Source organism: Labilibaculum sp. DW002, from assembly GCF_029029525.1.
GTDB classification, from domain to species: domain Bacteria; phylum Bacteroidota; class Bacteroidia; order Bacteroidales; family Marinifilaceae; genus Paralabilibaculum; species Paralabilibaculum antarcticum.
The window spans coordinates 340,522-360,607 of sequence record NZ_JAKJSC010000002.1 but is presented as its reverse complement, the minus strand read 5'-3'; the positions used below and the strand labels follow the sequence as shown (position 1 = coordinate 360,607).

The 20,086-nt window shown below is 36.0% G+C and carries 19 protein-coding genes; 6 read left to right on the top strand and 13 right to left on the bottom strand.

The window, feature by feature from the left end:
• Positions 1–4: 4 nt before the first annotated feature.
• Complete coding sequence (nth, locus tag L3049_RS13160; RefSeq protein WP_275110275.1) at positions 5–667, bottom strand: endonuclease III; 663 nt, start codon at positions 665–667, stop codon at positions 5–7.
• A gap of 187 nt (positions 668–854) precedes the next feature.
• On the opposite strand from nth, the gene L3049_RS13155 reads away from it, so the two are divergent.
• The 5 genes from L3049_RS13155 (at position 855) to nadD (ending at position 6,386) form a co-directional block, all read left to right on the top strand.
• The gene (locus L3049_RS13155) at positions 855–2,717 is read left to right on the top strand and encodes an ABC-F family ATP-binding cassette domain-containing protein (RefSeq protein WP_275110274.1); all 1,863 of its coding nucleotides are present in this window, start codon (positions 855–857) and stop codon (positions 2,715–2,717) included.
• Between the two features lie 84 nt (positions 2,718–2,801).
• A complete protein-coding gene (locus tag L3049_RS13150) occupies positions 2,802–4,148 on the top strand; it encodes an MATE family efflux transporter (protein ID WP_275110273.1) in 1,347 nt (448 codons plus the stop codon).
• A gap of 119 nt (positions 4,149–4,267) precedes the next feature.
• Positions 4,268–5,146, top strand: a complete 879-nt coding sequence (locus L3049_RS13145) for a YicC/YloC family endoribonuclease (protein ID WP_275110272.1) — start codon at positions 4,268–4,270, stop codon at positions 5,144–5,146.
• Between the two features lie 79 nt (positions 5,147–5,225).
• Entirely contained in the window at positions 5,226–5,792 is a 567-nt protein-coding gene (gene gmk, locus L3049_RS13140) for a guanylate kinase (protein ID WP_275110271.1), read from the top strand.
• 18 nt (positions 5,793–5,810) lie between these two features.
• Positions 5,811–6,386 (top strand): nicotinate (nicotinamide) nucleotide adenylyltransferase, encoded by a 576-nt coding sequence (nadD, locus tag L3049_RS13135; protein WP_275110270.1) that lies wholly within the window; start codon positions 5,811–5,813, stop codon positions 6,384–6,386.
• Positions 6,387–6,674: 288 nt separating this feature from the next.
• On the opposite strand, the gene L3049_RS13130 is transcribed toward nadD, so the two are convergent.
• The 12 genes from L3049_RS13130 to L3049_RS13075 all read right to left on the bottom strand — a co-directional run bounded on the left by L3049_RS13130 (position 6,675) and on the right by L3049_RS13075 (position 18,639).
• A complete protein-coding gene (locus L3049_RS13130) occupies positions 6,675–7,691 on the bottom strand; it encodes a M16 family metallopeptidase (RefSeq protein WP_275110269.1) in 1,017 nt (338 codons plus the stop codon).
• Positions 7,660–8,739, bottom strand: coding sequence for a M16 family metallopeptidase (locus L3049_RS13125; protein ID WP_275110268.1), 1,080 nt, complete (start codon positions 8,737–8,739; stop codon positions 7,660–7,662). Before L3049_RS13125 ends, L3049_RS13130 begins: the two co-directional genes overlap by 32 nt.
• 64 nt (positions 8,740–8,803) lie before the next feature.
• Entirely contained in the window at positions 8,804–10,123 is a 1,320-nt protein-coding gene (locus L3049_RS13120) for a M16 family metallopeptidase (protein WP_275110267.1), read from the bottom strand.
• A gap of 341 nt (positions 10,124–10,464) precedes the next feature.
• Positions 10,465–11,016, bottom strand: coding sequence for a 2-oxoacid:ferredoxin oxidoreductase subunit gamma family protein (locus L3049_RS13115; protein WP_275110266.1), 552 nt, complete (start codon positions 11,014–11,016; stop codon positions 10,465–10,467).
• 31 nt (positions 11,017–11,047) lie between these two features.
• Complete coding sequence (locus tag L3049_RS13110; protein WP_275110265.1) at positions 11,048–11,821, bottom strand: thiamine pyrophosphate-dependent enzyme; 774 nt, start codon at positions 11,819–11,821, stop codon at positions 11,048–11,050.
• 3 nt (positions 11,822–11,824) lie between these two features.
• Positions 11,825–12,910, bottom strand: a complete 1,086-nt coding sequence (locus tag L3049_RS13105) for a 3-methyl-2-oxobutanoate dehydrogenase subunit VorB (RefSeq protein WP_275110264.1) — start codon at positions 12,908–12,910, stop codon at positions 11,825–11,827.
• Positions 12,911–12,955: 45 nt separating this feature from the next.
• A complete protein-coding gene (locus L3049_RS13100) occupies positions 12,956–13,183 on the bottom strand; it encodes a 4Fe-4S dicluster domain-containing protein (RefSeq protein WP_275110263.1) in 228 nt (75 codons plus the stop codon).
• A 359-nt stretch (positions 13,184–13,542) separates the two neighbouring features.
• Positions 13,543–14,859, bottom strand: coding sequence for a pyridoxal phosphate-dependent aminotransferase (locus tag L3049_RS13095; RefSeq protein WP_275110262.1), 1,317 nt, complete (start codon positions 14,857–14,859; stop codon positions 13,543–13,545).
• A gap of 206 nt (positions 14,860–15,065) precedes the next feature.
• The gene (fldA, locus tag L3049_RS13090) at positions 15,066–15,587 is read right to left on the bottom strand and encodes a flavodoxin FldA (RefSeq protein ID WP_275110261.1); all 522 of its coding nucleotides are present in this window, start codon (positions 15,585–15,587) and stop codon (positions 15,066–15,068) included.
• Between the two features lie 62 nt (positions 15,588–15,649).
• On the bottom strand, positions 15,650–16,339 hold the full coding sequence (locus tag L3049_RS13085) for a hypothetical protein (protein WP_275110260.1): 690 nt from the start codon (positions 16,337–16,339) through the stop codon (positions 15,650–15,652).
• Positions 16,340–16,390: 51 nt separating this feature from the next.
• Entirely contained in the window at positions 16,391–16,543 is a 153-nt protein-coding gene (locus tag L3049_RS13080; RefSeq protein ID WP_275110259.1) for a hypothetical protein, read from the bottom strand.
• A gap of 38 nt (positions 16,544–16,581) precedes the next feature.
• A complete protein-coding gene (locus tag L3049_RS13075) occupies positions 16,582–18,639 on the bottom strand; it encodes an acetate--CoA ligase family protein (protein ID WP_275110258.1) in 2,058 nt (685 codons plus the stop codon).
• Between the two features lie 274 nt (positions 18,640–18,913).
• Between L3049_RS13075 and hydE the strand changes: the two genes are divergently transcribed.
• Positions 18,914–20,002 (top strand): [FeFe] hydrogenase H-cluster radical SAM maturase HydE, encoded by a 1,089-nt coding sequence (gene hydE, locus L3049_RS13070; RefSeq protein ID WP_275110257.1) that lies wholly within the window; start codon positions 18,914–18,916, stop codon positions 20,000–20,002.
• The last annotated feature ends 84 nt before the right edge of the window (positions 20,003–20,086 follow it).

Here is a 20,086-nt window from a genome sequence, read left to right as displayed (position 1 = left end):
CAATTCAAATTGAGCCTTTTTTGTTTTTCTTTTCTTCCTTTTCAAAATACTTACAGTATTCGGTAATCTTGCATGTTTTACACTTTGGTTTTCTGGCAATACAAACATAACGACCATGCAGTATCAGCCAATGATGGGCTGTTGCAACATATTCTTCAGGAATGTACTTCATTAGTTGCTTTTCGGTTTCCAAAGGCGTTTTAGAGTTGGTTGTTAAACCCATTCGGGCCGATACTCTAAAAACGTGCGTGTCTACAGCCATAGCTGGCTTGTCATATACGACAGAGGCAATCACATTGGCAGTTTTTCGACCTACACCAGGTAGTTTTTGAAGTTCTTTAATATCGTCAGGCACTTCTTCCTTAAACTCTTCGACCAGCATTTTAGCCATCCCAAGCAGGTGTTTAGCTTTATTGTTAGGATAAGAGCATGAACGAATAAAGTTGAAAATATCTTCCTGTGTGGCATGAGATAAATCGAATGCTGTAGGATATTTCTCAAAAAGAGCAGGAGTCATCATATTTACACGCTTATCGGTGCATTGTGCTGATAAAATAACGGCTACTAGTAATTCGTATGGGTTGGTATAATGAAGCTCGGTTTCTGCAATTGGCATATTTTCCTGGAACCAAGCTATGACTTTCTCAAAACGTTCTTTCTTTCGCATACTTTAATTCTTTGGTAAACGAAATTAAAAAAGTCATAGCATAAAACACGATTTTTCTTAAAATTATCACCATTCCCTTCAAATACTTTATTCTTAATAAGCGATTAATCCACTTCTAAATAGCTATTGTAGTAATCTATCATTACTTATTCGTAAATTTGAACTCCAAAAATTAAGAACAGATTAGATGATATCATATTTACAGGTTGAAAACCTTACCAAGAGTTACGGAGATCTTACACTATTTGAAGAAATTAGCTTCGGCGTAGGACAGGGGCAAAAGATTGCTCTGATTGCAAAAAATGGAACAGGGAAAACTTCGCTTTTAAATATCATCGCAGGAAAAGATAGTCAAGATAGTGGAGAAATCTCATTCCGAAGTGATTTGAAAATCGCTTATTTGGAGCAAAATCCTGATTTAAACCACAGCAACACTGTTCTTAACGAAGTTTTTAACTCCACAGACCCTGTTCTTTCGGTAATTCGTGACTACGAACGAATTATCAATGAAGATGATCAGGAGGCAATGGCTGAAATTCTTGAAAAGATGGATTTGCATAAGGCCTGGGATTACGAAGTGAAGGTGAAACAGATTCTTTCGAAATTGAAGATTACCAATTTTGACCAGCCCATATCGCAATTATCCGGAGGCCAGAAAAAGCGTGTTGGTATGGCTAAAGTATTAATTACTGACCCTGATTTCTTGATTTTGGACGAGCCAACTAACCACTTGGATTTGGAAATGATTGAATGGCTTGAAGAGTATCTGAAAAAATCGAAAGGAACCCTTTTAATGGTGACTCACGATAGATATTTTTTAGATCGGGTTTGTAATGAGATTATTGAAATGGATTCTAACAGTATCCATTCCTACAAAGGGAATTACACGTATTATCTTGAAAAACGAGAAGAAAGAATTCTGAATCAGAATGCCGAAGCTGGTAAGGCTAAGAGTCTTTTGAAAACAGAGCAGGAATGGATGCGTCGTATGCCTCAGGCTCGTGCAACAAAGGCTAAATCGAGAATTGATGCTTTTTATGAATTGAAGAAAAAAGCGCAACAAGGCTACTGGGAAGATAAAATGGATATTGATATCAAATCAGCTCGACTGGGTAAAAAAATCTTAGAATTTGATAACCTGTACAAGAGCTTTGGTGATTTAAAAATATTGGAAGATTTCTCCTATAAATTTCAAAGAGGAGAGAAAATCGGGATTATTGGGAAGAATGGAACAGGAAAATCGACTTTCTTAAATATCATTACCCAAAATATTGAAGCTGATTCGGGAAATATAGAAATTGGTGAAACGGTTGTTTATGGCTATTATAAGCAAGATGGTATCAAGATAAACGAGAATCAGAAGATTATTGAAGTCATAAAGGAAATTGCTGAGAGTATCGATTTAGGTAATGGCAAAGAGATGTCAGCTTCTCAGTTTCTGGAATACTTCTTGTTTCCAACGAAGACTCAGTACAATTTAGTCTCTAAATTGAGTGGGGGAGAAAAACGCCGTTTATACTTGATGACGGTTTTGATGAAAAATCCAAATTTCCTGATACTTGATGAGCCAACCAATGATTTGGATATTATGACTCTGAATGTATTGGAGGATTATCTGATGAACTTCAAAGGTTGTTTGATTATTGTATCTCACGACCGTTACTTTATGGATAAGGTAGTTGAGCATATGTTTGTGTTCGAAGGACAAGGAAAAATCAGAAACTTCCCAGGTAATTACACCATTTATCGAGATTCTGTTGATCAGGAATTAAAGCAACAGAAAAAAAGCGAAAAGCAGATAAAGCCTAAAAAGGAAAAGCCAAAACAGGAACAATCTAAAAAATTATCCTTTAACGAAAAAAGGGAATTTGAGCAACTTGAAGTTGATATCGAAACCTTAACATCCGAAAAGGAAGAAATTGAAACAGCAATGAGTTCTGGTAGCCTTTCCAATGATGAATTGATGGAAAAAGCTAGTCGCATAGAACAAGTTATAGAATTAATAGATGAAAAAGAATTTCGTTGGTTAGAACTTAGCGAACGTGCCTAACAGTTAACTTCTGTTAAACATCACGTGCTTTTTTGAGAATCATTAGAAAAATAAGAGCTTTGTATTTCTAAGCCAATTTTGTGCATGAAAGATTTCACAACAGGAAACGTAAGCAAATTAATTTTCAACTTCGCCCTACCCATGCTTTTGGGCAATGTATTTCAACAATTATACAATATTGTTGATAGTATTATTGTAGGTAAAGTATTAGGTAAAGAGGCTTTAGCATCAGTTGGCGCTTCTTTCCCAATCATTTTCACTCTTATAGCTCTATTAATAGGTATTGGATCTGGTTTCTCCATTGTTATATCTCAATTTTATGGTGCCAGAGACATTGATCGGGTTAAGAGGTCAATAGACACCATGTATATTTTTTTGTTCGTGTCGGGTATAGTTGCAAGCGTATTGGGCATTTACTATAGTGAAGAACTTTTTTTATTACTACAACTACCTGTAGAGCTGATTCCACAAGCTACAACCTACTTAAATATTTATATGGCCGGAATGATCCTCTTCTTTGGATTCAATGGTACAAGCTCTGTACTTCGAGGTCTTGGTGATTCTAAAACGCCACTCTACTTTCTAATCTTAGCATCCATCTTAAATATTGCATTCGACTTACTTTTTGTCATGGTATTTAAATGGGGAATTGCCGGTGCTGCCTGGGCAACTGTAATTGCTCAAGGTGTAGCTTTTGTAGCGGCACTCCTTTATTTAAATAACACACACAAGATCATGAAGTTTTCCTTTGCAAAACTTCGATTCGATACCGATCTTTTCAAAAAAAGTTTGAAGATTGGCTTGCCATCTGGTTTACAACATACTTTTGTGGCAGTAGGAATGATGACCTTACTTGGAATTGTAAATACTTTTGGAACCGATGTTATAGCCGCATACACTGCCGCTGGTCGTATAGATTCATTGGCAATGATGCCAGCCATGAATTTTTCACAAGCCGTTTCAGCATTTGTTGGACAAAATTTAGGTGCGAACAAAATTGAGCGTGTAAAAAAAGGTTTTAAGGCTACTTTTATCATGTCTAATATTTTCTGTCTGGCCATGACTGCTTTGATCGTTATTTTCGGAGGAGATTTAATGAGAATGTTTACTAGAGATCCTCAAGTTATAGAAATAGGACAAAATTATTTAATCATTGTAAGTTCATTCTACCTTGTATTCTCATCAATGTTTACCATTCATGGTGTATTAAGAGGTGCCGGAGACACTATTATTCCAATGTTTATCACTCTATTTTCACTGTGGATAATTAGAATTCCTGCTGCATACTTGCTATCAGATAAAATTGGAGCTGATGGTATTTGGTGGTCAATTCCAATGGGATGGGTTATTGGGATGAGTTTCTCATATATTTACTACAGAACTGGTAAGTGGAAAACAAAATCGATTATCTCTACCCTAGGAAATCAATAATAATCGCTCGTCAACTTATTAAATTACTCAATTCCAATTCTAGTATTCAAGCATATAAAGGATTTCACTTGCAAATCGCATTCAAAGCCTTACCTTTGCAAAAATCAACTTTCGCTACTATGCTAACATCAATGACGGGCTTCGGAAAAGCCACTCTTGAATTGGAAAACAAAAAAGTTTCCATCGAAATAAAATCCCTTAACAGCAAACAGCTGGATATCTTTACACGAATCCCTAATTTGTATAAAGAAAAGGATTTGGTATTACGCAATGATATCAAAAAACAGCTAGAGCGAGGTAAGGTTGAACTTTCAATTTTTATTGAAAGTGTTGGTGCTGAAAAAGAGACAAAAATCAATCAGCCAATTGTTGAAGCTTACTATAGACAACTAAACGAATTGTCAAAAGAATTAGGTATCGAACTAGACAAAGAACCAATTCTTCAAACTATAGTGAAGTTACCAGATGCTCTAAAAGTAGAATATCAGGCACTTGACGAGGAAGAATGGAATCAAATATTTGATGGTTTCAAAGTAGCTCTTTCTGAAATTATGGATTTCCGTAATCAGGAAGGAAAAGCTCTTCAGGAAGATATCTTTGCTCGAATTAAAAATATCGAACAACTTTTAGATGAAGTTCCTCAATATGAAAATGATCGTATTGAAACGGTTAAAACAAGAATTAACGACAATCTTAACGATTTTGTTGAAAAGCAAAACGTAGATAAAAATCGCTTTGAGCAAGAAATCATTTACTATCTTGAAAAGCTAGACATTACTGAGGAAAAAGTAAGGTTAGCAAATCACTGTAAGTATTTCATGGAAACGTCTAGTGCAGGAAATTCTGTTGGAAAAAAACTAGGTTTCATAGCTCAGGAAATTGGTCGTGAAATAAATACTTTGGGATCTAAAGCCAACGATTCAAACATCCAAAAGATCGTAATTGATATGAAAGATGAGTTGGAGAAAATCAAAGAACAACTATTAAACGTATTGTAATTATTACAATAAATCATATTTTAGCGTAGGGTATTCACTCTACGCTTTTTTATATTATCAACTCAATAACAACAAACAGATGCCAGGGAAATTATTCATTTTTTCTGCCCCAAGTGGATCGGGGAAAACAACCATTGTAAAACACTTGCTTAAACAAGATTTCAAATTAGAGTTTTCAATTTCGGCTACAAGTAGAGCTAAAAGAGGCAACGAAGTAGATGGTAAAGACTACCACTTTTTATCAGCTGAAGAATTTAAAGCAAAAATTGAAAAAGATGAATTCCTGGAATGGGAAGAAGTTTACGAAGGATGCTTTTATGGAACCCTTAAAAGTGAAGTTGATAGAATCCGAAATCAAGGTAAGAATGTAATATTTGATGTTGATGTTGTTGGTGGAACAAATATCAAAAAATACTATAAAGAGGAAGCTTTAGCTATCTTTATTCAACCTCCTTCAATAGAGGAATTAGAAAACAGACTGCGAAATAGAAACACAGACTCAGATGAAGTAATTGCACAACGAACTGAAAAATTCAAATTCGAATTGGCTTTTTCGGATCAATTTGATAAAGTAATTGTGAATGACAAATTAGAAGATGCTTTCGCTGAAGCTGAAGCAAGCATTACCAACTTTCTAGACAAATAATAAAGTAAATTAGCTAATATGAAAATAGGACTTTTTTTTGGCTCATTTAACCCAATACATATCGGACATTTGGCCATTGCGAATTACATGGCTGAATATACCGACTTGGATCAAATTTGGTTTGTAGTTAGTCCACATAATCCATTTAAAAATAAAAGCAGTCTTTTAACCGATTATCACCGCTTGGAATTAGTTAATCGAGCAATTGAAAGGTATCCTAATTTTAAGGCCTCAAACATCGAATTTGGAATGCCACAGCCATCCTATACGATCGATACCCTTACCTACCTAAAAGAAAAAAATCCAACACATCAATTTTCCTTAATTGTAGGATCGGATAACCTGAAAAATTTCACAAAGTGGAAAAATTATGACTTAATTCTGAAGAATCATGGTCTTTTCGTGTATCCTAGACCCGATTTTGAGAGTGAGAATATTGAACTAAAAGGGAATATTTCCATTGTAGAAGCACCTCTAATGGAAGTCTCTTCAAGTTTTATTAGAAAAGCAATTAGCGAACAAAAGGAAATTCCTTTCTTTATGCCAGAGTCAGCATACAACTACCTGAAAGAGATGCATTTTTACGAAAAATAAGAAAATGAAAAAGGCTGGTCCCCACCAGCCTTTTCTCTAACCCAAAATGATTTCCTATATGAAGTTTAACCCTAAAACCTTAAAATTTTCATATGGAAAACCGATTCGATCATCATGCCTAACCACTACACTCCTGAATCGGAGTGCAAAGGTAAATATTAATTTGAAAATACAAAGCGTTTTTAAATTATTTCTAATACGATCCAAAACAATTAATTTTGGACATATTATACCAAATAAAAAAGGCTGCAAATTGCAGCCTTTTTCACATTTAAAATTATACTTTTTCTAATTGAAAATAGAATCTTCTACACCTTTGTTTACAGATAATTCTGTAATGGTCAATGGCATTTCTTGTGGTCCCATTTTAGTAACCGTTAAGTAAGGATATTTTACACCTTCTACTTCCTTATATTCTTTGTAAAGCATTACAACACTCATTCCATTTTGCTGCATAATTGTTTTTAGCTTTAAGCCTGAATCAGCTGCAAAAAAGTCAAATCTTGATACACCATCAGCATCTATCACTTCAACTTTATACGTTTTTTGACCATCGATAACTTCTGCTCCAACAATATTCATCTTGTAACCAAGCTCCTTCATATTCAATTCAGGACACATTTGAGCTTGCAACTTGAACTTTGCCAATTCAGCTTCTCCAGCTTCTTTTTCTTGCCCCATTGCAACAACTTTACCAGAAGTACCATTGTATGTAATTGCCTGCATAATCTGACCATTCATCATCATTTTTAAGCAAAACTTCTCATTGTTCTTATAAGCTTGCTCAACATTTATGCTCATTGGTCCCATTTTCATAACACCTTTAATCGCAAGATCTTTAATTCCAGACCAATTATCGCGGCCCCCAATGGCAGTAATATAGTTTTCAATAATAGAGCTACAAGTCAAGCCTTCAGGAATCGCATTTGGATCTTCCTTTACGATATCGCCCTTGTAGTCATATTCTTCAACTTCTCCTGTTGTACTCAGTTTTGCCAAACAATCTTTGTATTTTTTATCACCTACAACTAAATAAACTGCATTGTTTGGATCAACATACTTTTTAGCCATAGCCTGAACATCTTCAAGCGTTACTTTATCTAATTTTTCAAGATAAGTTGCATAATAATCCGATGGCAAGTTGTAACGTTCAATAGCCAATGCAAAGCTTGCAATTGTTGATGGATCTTCCAATGATCTTGCAAAATCACCAGCTAAAGTAGCCTTGGTCATATCCAAATGGTCTTGGGTAAGTTTCGTATCGCGAATCTTATTAATTTCCAAAGCCATTTCCAATAAATGCACTATCTGTTACATTTGCTTTCACTTCTGCACCAGCATAAAAATCACCGACTAACTGATCAGCAGAAATGCTTGAATAAGCTCCGTAAGTATAAGCTTTATCTTCACGAAGATTCTTCATTAATAAACCTGCAAAACCACGACCTAACATTGCATCCATAACACTTACCGGAATGACATCAGCTGTTCCTTTTTTCAAATTGATTGGGTATACCACCTGAACAGTTGATTGAGGAGCAGCATCTTTATTGGCTAAAACAACACGCTTACCTTCAATTTTAGCAGGCATATCATAGGTATGCTTAGCTACTGTACCCGATTCCCATTTGCCAAAATACTTCTTCACCAATTTCTTTGCTTCTTTTGTAGTGATATCACCAACAATAGCTAATACAGCAACATTAGGTTTAAAATAGTTAGCATAGTAGCTTTTACAATCTTCTAAAGTAACATTTGCTAAAGTTCCTTCAGTCATCACATCACCGTAAGGATGAGCATCACCATACAAAACTTTTCTTCTAACATTTTTTGCAATACTTTTAGGAGATGTCTTATCAGCTTGAATACCCGATAAAGTTTGCTTTACAATCTTATCAAATTCATCTTGAGGGAAAATTGGATTTAAAGTAACATCAGCCATAAGCTCAAGAATTTGCTCCTTGTATCTAGACAAACCTCCAGCTTGCACTCCACCAGAACTAGCACCTAGCTCTGCACCAATAAAATCAATTTCTTCAGCAATTTGATTTGCTGTTCGGCTAATTGTTCCTCTATCCATTAAATCGCCTGCAAAAGACGTGTAACCAACCTTGTCTCCCTCTACAATTGGGTCAATTAATAAAGACAATGCAAATTCAACTTTAGGAAGTTTGTGGTTTTCTACCACTAGCACTTTTAATCCATTTTTTAAAGTGAAGCTATCATAGTCTCCAATCTGAATTTTTGGAGCAGGTCCTGCAGCAGGAGCCTTTGTTCGATCAACTTGAGCACTTGCAGATATCACAAAACAAATTGCAATAAACAGTGCGAATAATCTATATGTATTTTTCATTATTTCTCTTTTTTCAATTCTAGAACAATCGGATTTTCAACTAAAATCCATATTCACGATACTATTAATTTTGCTTTGGCATATAATAAAGAACCACTCTATTTTTTGAGACAAAATATTTTTGTGCAACATCTCTAATATCCTCTTTTGTTACAGCAAAATATTTTTCAAGTTCCTTATTTACTCTATCAGCATCTTTGTAATATGTATATGCAGTTGCTAAATTTGAGGCACGCATTTCAATTGTAGCATTAGAACTCACCAATTCATTCTCGATTTTATTTCTCAACTTCTGAAACTCATTATCAGAAATCAACTCTTCGCGAACAGTAGAAAACTCGATGTCCATCGCTTTTTCAAGATCCATTGGATCTACACCCATATTTGGAATACCAAATGCTAAAGACAAGCCCGGATCTTCGAAAGGCATAGGCATAGCCATCATTTGCAAAGCCAGTTGCTTCTCTTCAACCAATGTCTTGTTCATTCTTGAACTTTTACCATCAGTTAAAAGTTTCCCCAACATACTCACTGCATAAAAATCTGGTGTTCCAATTGCAGGAATGTGATAAGCCTGGATAACTGCAGGTAGTTGAATGTTATCGAAAACGGTATCTCTAACTTCTTTTGTTTTTACCGGTTCAACAATTGACGGACGGTAAATCTCTTTTGTTCCTCTTGGAATCTCAGCAAAATAATCGTTTACCAATTTCTTAGCTTCTTCAGTTTTAAAGTCACCACAAATAGTTAAAACAGCATTGTTAGGCACATAAAACTCCTTGTAGAAATTCACAAAATCTTCATCTTTTGCATTACGAATATGCTCCTCATCTCCAATAACAACCCATCTGTATGGATGCTCTAAATATGCTCTTTTCATTGTTTCAGGCATAATTTTCCCATACGGACGATTATCGATACTTTGTTTCTTCTCTTGAATAACAACATCTTTCTGAGTCTTGATACCAATTGCCTCAACCTTAGCATGCATCATTCTTTCCGACTCTAACCACATACCTAAAGCTAACTGATTGGATGGTAACAGCTCATAGTAATAGGTACGATCCGTTGAGGTATTTGCATTTAACTCACCACCTGCTCTCGATACATATTTATCGTACTGATGGCGTGGTATATTTTTAGTTCCTTCAAACATAAGGTGCTCAAAAAAGTGAGCAAAACCAGTTAATTCCGGACTTTCATTTTTCGATCCAACATGGTACATCACTGAAACAACAATATTTGGTGTTGTATGATCCTGTTGAAGAATGACATGTAAGCCATTATCAAGATCATATTCCTCAAACTTAATTTTCCCCGTTTGAGCAAAACCGCTTGCAAGTACAGTAACTACTAGCAAAGAAAGTAGTAGAAGCCTTTTCATCATCATTTGATTTAGTTTTACGTTAGTAAATAAATTCGATCTATATCGAAATCTGCAAAACAATATTAGCTTAATCTGATACGATTGTCAACTTTATTGGATAAACTCCAATAGAACTCGATGAAGTAAAGTTTAACACAGATAAACGCAATCTGATAAACAAAATATTTGCAAATTGTTAATTTAAATGACTGCGTAAACTCACAAGCAGATATGATGAAAAATAGACCTTTTCCCACTGATATCAATCCAAATAATTAAAATTTAAACATAAAAAAAAAAGAGAGAACATCCAATGGATATCCTCTCTTCTAAATATGCTAGTTTTGCTGTGTTTTTTCTTACAAAGCTTGAACCGTTTCAACATTCTCAATTCCTTTTTGAATCGCTTCAATATTCAATGGAATCAATTTATGGTGACGCTCTGGTAATGATTTCTCAAGACCTTTCTGAACGTTCTCGATTTTTACGATAGGCTTCACTTTAAGGAAACCTCCCATAATAATCATGTTGAAAGTTTTAGGGTTACCCATTTCAGTAGCTAATGCCGCTCCGGGAATTTTAAAGATATTGATATCTTTTCTTTCCGGATGACGTGTGATACCGTTTGGATCGTACAATAAAGTTCCACCTGGCTTAAGATCTGCTTCAAACTTATCCATTGATTGCTGGTTAAGAATGATAGCTGTATCGAACTTCTTCAATACAGGTGAACTAATACGGTTGTCGCTAAGGATTACAGTTACGTTAGCTGTACCTCCACGCATTTCAGGTCCGTATGATGGCATCCATGATACTTCCTGATCTTGCATAATTCCTGAGTAAGCAAGAATCTTACCCATTGAAAGTACACCTTGACCACCGAATCCTGCAATTATAATTTCTTCAGTCATTTTTTTAAAGTTTTAATCGATTAAAATGGATTTACTCGTCTTTTAATGTACCAAGTGGGTAATATGGGAACATATGCTCTTTCATCCACTCGTTAGACTGTACAGGTGTTTGTTTCCATCCTGAACTACATGTTCCAACAATCTCGATAAAAGAAAGTCCCTTATTTTCTCTGGTATTAGCAAAAGCTTTCTTAACAGCTTTTTTAAGTTTACGAACGGCACCTGCTGTTTCTGCAGACTCACGAGTTACGTAACGAGTACCTGGTAATAAAGATACCATTTCTGAAATCTTCATTGGGAAACCTGTAGTCTGGCAATCACGTCCGTAAGGCGATGTTGCAGTAACCTGTCCCTCAAGAGTTGTTGGAGCCATCTGTCCACCAGTCATACCGTAGATACCATTGTTCACAAAGAATACAACGATGTTTTCGCCACGGTTACAAGCGTGCATAATTTCTGCACAACCGATAGATGCTAAATCACCATCACCCTGGTAAGTAAATACATATTTCTCAGGCATCAAACGAGTTGTTGCTGTAGCCAATGCAGGAGCACGACCGTGAGCAGCTTGTTGCCAATCGATATCTAAATAATTGTATGCTAATACTGAACATCCTACCGGAGAAACACCAATTGTTTCTTCCTGAATATCCATATCTTCGATAACTTCAGCAATTGCCTTATGGATAACACCATGAGTACAACCCGGGCAGTAATGCATTTCGTTATCTAAAAGAACAGAAGTCTTACCATAGACCTTATTCTCTTCGCTGATTATATTTTTAAGTTCTGTTGTTGCTGTCATAACTTATTCTCCTAAAAAATTTTGTTCTAATGCTTCAACTACTTCATCAGGAGTAGGAATGATTCCACCGTAACGACCAAAATGCTCTACCGGCACTTTACCTTCAACTGCCAAACGAACATCTTCTACCATTTGACCGGCACTCATTTCTACTGATAAGATTCCTTTTACCTGACCTAGCATTTCTTGAATTTGCTTAGTTGGGTAAGGGAAAAGAGTTATAGGACGTAGCAAACCAACTTTAATGCCTTTTGCACGTGCAATTTCGATAGCTTTCTGACAAATACGAGCACTTGAACCGTAAGCTACGAATAAGTAATCTGCATCGTCACAATCAATTTTCTCGAAACGAACTTCGTTCTCCTCCATTGCGCGATATTTCGCTTGCAATTTGTGATTGAAAACTTCTTGCTTAGCTGAATCAAGATCAAGAGATGTAGAAATTCTACGCTTGATACCTTTTTTCTTACCAGTTGTAGCCCATGATCCTGAAATTTTCTCAATCTCTTCAGCAGTCCAACGTGGTTTAAAGTCTGACAATTCAACTTTTTCCATCATCTGGCCAATAACACCATCAGAAAGAATCATTGCCGGATTTAAATATTTAAACGAAAGCTCGAAGCTTAAGTCTACAAAGTCGTTCATTTCCTGAACCGATGCCGGAGCTAAAACAATCAACTTGTAGTCACCATGTCCACCACCTTTTACAGCTTGGAAATAGTCAGACTGAGCTGGCTGAATAGTCCCCAGACCTGGTCCTCCTCGTACAATGTTTACAAGCAAAGCAGGAAGCTCAGCACCCGCCAGGTAAGTAATACCCTCAGCTTTCAAACTAATCCCGGGACTAGATGAAGATGTCATTACTTTTTTACCGCAAGACGCACCACCGTACACCATGTTAATTGCAGCGACTTCACTCTCCGCCTGTACAACAACCATTCCGGTTTCTTGCTCAGGACGGCGAATCATAAGGGTTTCCATAATTTCGGACTGAGGTGTAATTGGGTAACCAAAATACCCATCACATCCACAACGAATAGCTGCTTCAGCGATCACTTCATTCCCCTTCATTAATCGAATATCTCCCATTACAAAAATATTTTTAAGATTTTCAGATTTTGATTAAATAGAAATTTAGCTTGCTTTCATTCTGTAAACAGTGATCACTGTATCAGGACAAACTAAGCCACAACTTGAACAACCGATGCATGCATCAGGATTGGCCATGTGAGCATAATGGTAACCTTTGCCATTAACGTCGCGTGCAAGTTCGATAACCTTTGTAGGGCAGCTTACAACACATAGGCCACAACCTTTACATTTTTCGGTATCAACAACAATAGCACCTTTAAATTTTGCCATAGCGTTTATATATTAAGTATTTAATGTTAATTTGCTCTGTAAAGATAACAATTCAATAGCACTTTCAGTCATTTAGCTTTCGATTTATCACCAATTCATTAAATTTACAATCAGTCTAAATAAAACGCCTTATTTTTTGTAATAATTAGACAAAGTATTCATTTGCAAGACCTAGGCACTTCTAAGTTGCAATAATGCATCAAACAAGTAAATAACAGATCACAAGTCTAACTTTCTATTTGCTTATATATTGTAATAAAAAAGGTTTTATGAATATCAATCCATAAAACCCTTTACCTTACAAATTGAAGTTTAAACCCTTCAATTAAATATCATATTATCAATACAGCCAAGAAAATTTAGGCAATCACTTGATTGTGTTTGTGAAATTCTTTTAGTCTGTATTCTAAGTCTTCAAATCTTTCTCTTCCAACTTGTGACACACAAGCTCTAAGTCCTTCTTTCAAACTTCCTGTTTCGTTCAAACAAATAGCTGAAATACCATAGTATAAAAGTTTCTTGTTCAAGTCCGGTCCGGTTAATCCCGGATAAGCAATAGTGAAATAGAAACCATCAGCAAGAGGCATATCAAGGTCGTTGCTGTAAACCAACTCAAAACCATTGTCAATAAACATCTTCTTCATGATTTTAGCACGTTCACCATATTCTCTTACATCCTCAACAAAGTTGAATTTCCCTTCGTTGGCAGCCTTTAGCATACCATGTAAGCCATACTGAGCCGAATGAGAAGTTCCTGATGAAAGTGTATAAATAATTCGGTAAATCATTGTGTAGCCAAATTCTTCAGCACCAAATCTCGATTTCAAATTCTCATATCTTCTATGGAATAATTTATCAGAAACACAAAGTAGTCCGATACGCTGTCCGGCATATGAAAATGCTTTTGAACTGGAAATCATCAAAATATAGTTATCGGTATATTTAGCAACTGTTGGCTGGTATGGTCCTACCCCTGGCTTTGAAAGATCTGTTCTGAAATCCATAGCAAAATATGCCAGGTCTTCCAATACAATAGCATCATATTTTGTTGCGATCTCACCAATTGTCTTCAACTCATCCTCGTTCATACAAATCCAAGCCGGATTGTTTGGGTTAGAGTAAAGAATACCCGCAATATTTCCTTTCGACATAATTGACTCTAACTTCTCCTCTAACTTATCACCTCGATGATTGTAGATATCAAATGTCTCGTATTTCATACCCAAAACATCCATTTGGGTTTTCTGAACCGGAAAACCCGGATCGATAAAAAGCATGGTGTCTTTGCCTTCAGTAGCAGAACAAACTGCCATAAATGAAGCGTATCCTCCTTGCATAGAACCAACAGTTGGTATTACACCTTCTGCATCTAAATCAACACCCATAAAATTCTTGATGAATTTAGATCCTTCTTCTTTCAGAGGTTTTACTCCTTCGAGCATTGGGTAAGCCGCAGCTACACCATGATCTAAGGCTTCTTTTTCCGCTTCGATTCCAAATTTAGACGCAGCTAAACCCGGAACACCCATTTCCATTCGAATGAATTTTTCACCACTTTCTTCTTCAATCATGTTAACCACACGCACCACGTCGCGAATGGTTGCATCTTCCATTTTATCAATTTCACAAACAGCTAATTTGCTATCTACTATTTCAGAATTTATGGGGGTTTTCATACTTATATCGTTAAGTGTTATTGTTTTAAATTTGGTATTTTATTAGATGTCTGCAATTTTACTAAAATCTATAACAATTTAAAACTTATTCAGCTAATTTTATTTCAATCCAAACAAAGTAATCGTTATAGTTCTAACGAATCATTACTAAAAGGCAAAAAAAAGGCTGATCCTTATGAATCAGCCTTGCTATATTATTAAATCTTTTATTTCATTTCAGGTAAGATAATTTTCAGCCAATTATCTACTCTTTCTTCAGTCATATCCTCTTCAAAATCTTCATCAATTGGTAAGCCAACAAACTTTCCATCAACAAAAGCACGCGATTCGTTGAACTCATACCCTTCGTCACTAACACTACCAATAACAGTAGCACCTGTTTTCCCGACAACTTCGAACAGTTCACCCATTGCATCAACAAAGAAATCAGCATAAGCAATATGATCCCCAAGACCGAATATCGCTACTTTTTTCCCTTTCAAATCGATGCCATTCATTTTTGGAAGAAATTGATCCCAGTCATTCCCTTCATTATCCGAAGACCAAGTGTGTTTTCCAAGTGTGGAGATACCCAAAATGATATTGGAATATTGCACGACTACATCTGTCTCTATATCTCTTACATTATGTACTTCGATAAGATCAGCACCAATCTTTTCTGCAACAAGTTTTGCTACTTTTTCTACATTACCTTCTGTAGGGCCATAAAACAATCCAATTTTACTCATAAGGAACAGTATTTAATGTTATTAATTTTGTTTGTGTATTTATCGTTCTTACAAAGTTAAACTTATTTAGAACTTTTCAAACTCGCAATTGCAAGTAACACACCTAGCACAATACCCAATGCTGCAAATAACACCTGATAATCGGGAGGTAATAAGAAAGTGAAAGTATGAGCCGGAATCCAGAAAAATGGAATTGTTTTTTTGAAAACGAAATTCCATTGTACACCCCAGTTCAAATTAACAAATATGTTTGTCATTTGAATTGGCTTAAATAAGCCAGCTAATGTTCCTCCATTGTTTACGATATGCATATCGGTAATTTTATGAAGTGTCATCATTACCGGAGCATAAATTAAATTCATAAATGCACTAATACTAAAAGCTACCAAAAGTTTATTCATGGTAAATGGCCCTTGCATTGCCTCAATTGCTCCCTCAACGCCAAGGTAGGCTAGAAATATAGGTGTTCCTTTTGCAAAAATTACAAAAGCCAGCTTAATGGTAAGTCCTAAAAATCCCCAAACAATAGCTCTTGGTAAAATACCAAAACCCTTTTGATAGAAATTACCTGTTCTTAATCGTAAGCCAATTACTTCTCCAATTGTTGCCAATATTGCAAATTTCACAAAGCTGGTAATCATACCATGTGCTTTGTTAAAATCGATGTAAAAATCAAAAACCGATTGAGATAAAAAGAAGGGTAAAAACAATAGAATAAATCCTAATGCAAATATGATATCCTGTTTTTTCATGAGTCGTTTTATTATGAAGAAATAGCATGAGAAATTCTCATGCTATTGCTTTTATTTATTATCTGTTTGTTCTGTATAGCTATCCAGACCTTTAAAAAAACCTTCTTTCACATCTTTCCATTTCACCGCAATTCCTAACAAAAGAACTACCACAAAACTGATCATCAACTTCTCATTTAAACTCAGATCTTTCAACTTTTTCATCACAACTTATAAATTTTAATTCCGAAATAATTTCGGGACTATTTCTCAATTCTAATACGAGCATCAACAGCAACTACAGCATCTTTCGATCCTAGAAGTGGATTCAAATCCATTTCGAAAATCTCCGGAGCAACAGTCATTAAAGCAGCAACACGAGAAACTGCATCTGCAAATTTCTCTTCGTTTACCGGCTCTTGTCCACGAGCACCTTGAATAATACCGTATGACTGTAATCCTTGAATCATTTCATGAGCTTCTTCAACTGAGATTGGAGCTAAAGCAGCTTTCACATCTTTAAATACTTCGATGAAGATTCCGCCTAATCCACAAAGAACCATATGCCCGAATTTCTCTTCACGCTTCGCACCAATGAACACCTCAGTACCGCTCAACATCTGAGCCAACATGATTGCATAAGTATCTTTAATCTGCATCATTCTCTTAAACTCAGAACGAACAGTTGCTTCATCTTTCACATTCAAAGTGACACCACCTACATCTGACTTGTGAACGGGTCCAACAACTTTCATTACCAATGGGAAACCAATTTCTTTAGCCAAAGCAACGATTTCTTCTTCAGTATCAGCAACACCTTCCTTAGCACGTGCAATACCTGCAGCGTCTAACAAATTGTGAATTTGCTCCGGACTTAAATAGCCATTATCAGCCTCATCGACAATCGAACGAATTGCTTTTTTATCAACTTCAGGCATAACAACGTTCTCTGGCTCTGGCTTAGGCGTGTTATAAACCTTGGCCAAGGCATCACCAAATACAACCTCATCCGGGAAATTGATTCTTCCTTTTGCCAAGAAATGCTCAATTTCATCTTTCACATTGATTACTGATGGAAGAATTGGATAAATAGGCTTCTTGCACTGCTTCATCTTCTCGTCCAATAAGTCGTATACATCGTAAACCGGGAATAATCCGGGGCTACCAAATACAACAGCCATGGCATCGATATTATCGAAGTCATTCTCACAAGCATCGATGATATCCCCCAATTGCTGAGCTGTACCTGTCGCCAGGAAATCGATTGGATTTGATACAGAAGAACCTCCGTAAAGTTTCTCTAGAAGAGCATCAGCCTTAGGCCCTTCGATATGTGGTACATCAAGACCATTGTTTGAAAGTGCATCAGTCAACATGACTGCTGGTCCACCTGCGTGAGTAATAACAGCAATATTCTTACCTGTCAACTCAGGATGCATAAAGATAGAAGCTACAGTAGCTAACTCTTCACGACCTGAACAACGAACAATACCCGCTTTTTTAAATAATGCATTTACCGCAACATCTGGACTAGCTAAGGCACCAGTATGTGAAGATGCTGCACGAGAACCAGCCTCAGAACTACCAGATTTAATAGCCGCAATCTTACATCCCTTGCGGATCAAAGAAGAAGCGTGCTTCAACAACATCTCCGGCTTATCGATGTTCTCGATATATAATAATTTAACGGGACTTGATGTAGCTGGATCGTAATTCTCATCCATATACTTGATAATTTCCTCAACACCCATCTGTGCAGAGTTACCAACTGAATATACGCTTGAGAAAGAAAGTCCTTTTGGTACACCAGACTCCATAATAAATACAGCAGTCGCACCCGAACCTGAAATAAAGTCACATCCTTTAGGATCTAAAGATGGGATTGGCGTTGTGAAAACACCATTATAGTTAGGATTTAAAACACCAACACAGTTTGGTCCGATTAAAGCACCACCTACTGAATTTACAGTCTCAACAATTTGTCTTTCTAACTCAGCACCTTCTTCGTTCTCCTCACTAAATCCAGCCGAAAGAATGATGAATGCACGTGTGTTTTTTTCTTTTGCCAACATCTCAATAGTTTGTGGGCAATATTTAGCAGCAATTGCAAGAATAGCGCAATCTACCTCAGGTAAATCTTGAGGATTTTTATATGATTTAACGCCTTGAACCTCGTCTAACTTTGGGTTAGCAACATATAGGTTTCCTTTAAAATCACCATCGATAAGGTTTTTCAAAACTTTACCACCTGGCTTTTGTACATCGTCAGAACCTCCGACAACAACAATACTTTTAGGATTTAATAACTGTTCGTTTATCATTGTATGTGTTTTTTATTATTTTACGAATTGCGACAAATATAGTAATAATCTGTTGCGAAAATCATGATTTTTGCAAACAATCTGTAAGTAAAACAACGCGTTACGCGAAAACTTAAGTCTTACAAAGGCTTAACAAGAAATTTTTCTTTCAAACGATTGCAAAAAGTATTAATTTCGGAGTTTAAAGTGCTAATATCCATTTTTCGACAGCTAACATTAAAAGCTTAATTTTTATCTGTAATTTTGCTGACGAATTAAAAGCTAATAATTCCCAATGAGTAAAAAAATAGAACAGATCTTATTACAAGATCAATTTTCAAAAGATGATATCATTCGATTGTTACAATCGAAAGACGATGAAGAGAAGGCCTTGTTCGTTAAATCCTCTGAAATTAAGTTGGAAAACATTGGTAAAAACGTGCACTTTCGTGGATTAGTTGAATTTTCAAACATCTGTAAAAAAGATTGCTTATACTGCGGAATTAGAGCTGGCAACCCGAAGGTAGACCGATACGACATTGCTGACGATCAAATTCTAAAAGCAGCCAAATTTGCCCACGAACACAATTATGGCTCTATGGTTTTACAAGGAGGTGAACGTTCCGATTCAGCTTTTGTAGATCGAATTACGAATCTACTTAAGGAGATTAAGAAGCTTAGCAATAACGAACTTGGTATTACCATTTCCATTGGAGAACAAAGCGAAGAAACATACAAAAAATGGTTTGATGCTGGTGCACACCGCTACTTACTTCGTGTAGAATCGAGCAATCCCAAATTATACAGCAAAATACATCCTGATAACGACGAACACTCACATCAGACTCGTTTGAAATGTCTAAAATCTTTACAGGACATAGGTTACCAGACAGGAACTGGTGTTATGATTGGACTTCCGTTTCAAACCTATGAAGATCTAGCTAACGACATCCTTTTTATGAAGGAATTTGATATTGATATGGTCGGTATGGGTCCTTTCATTGAGCATGATCAAACACCTCTTTATGAACACAAAGATGGTTTAATGAACCTGAATGATAGATTTAGACTTACACTTAGAATGATTGCAGTTCTTCGTATCATCATGAAAGATATTAATATTGCTTCAGCTACTGCTCTTCAAGCCATTGATCCTTTAGGAAGAGAAAAAGCCTTAAAGATTGGTGCGAACATTATCATGCCAAACATTACACCTACTCAGGAAAGAGCTAACTATTTATTGTACCAGAACAAGCCTTGTATTGATGAAGGTGCTGATGATTGTACAAACTGCATGGAAGCCAGAATCAATATGGCTGATGGTGAAATTGGATATGGTCAATGGGGAGATTCAAAACATTTTAAAAACAGACAGAACAAATAAAGCGGCTTAAGCCGCTTTTTTTATATCCCATTTTTCAGCAAAAAAACACTCCAGCTTATTTAGAATGCTTTTAATTGGTCTAAA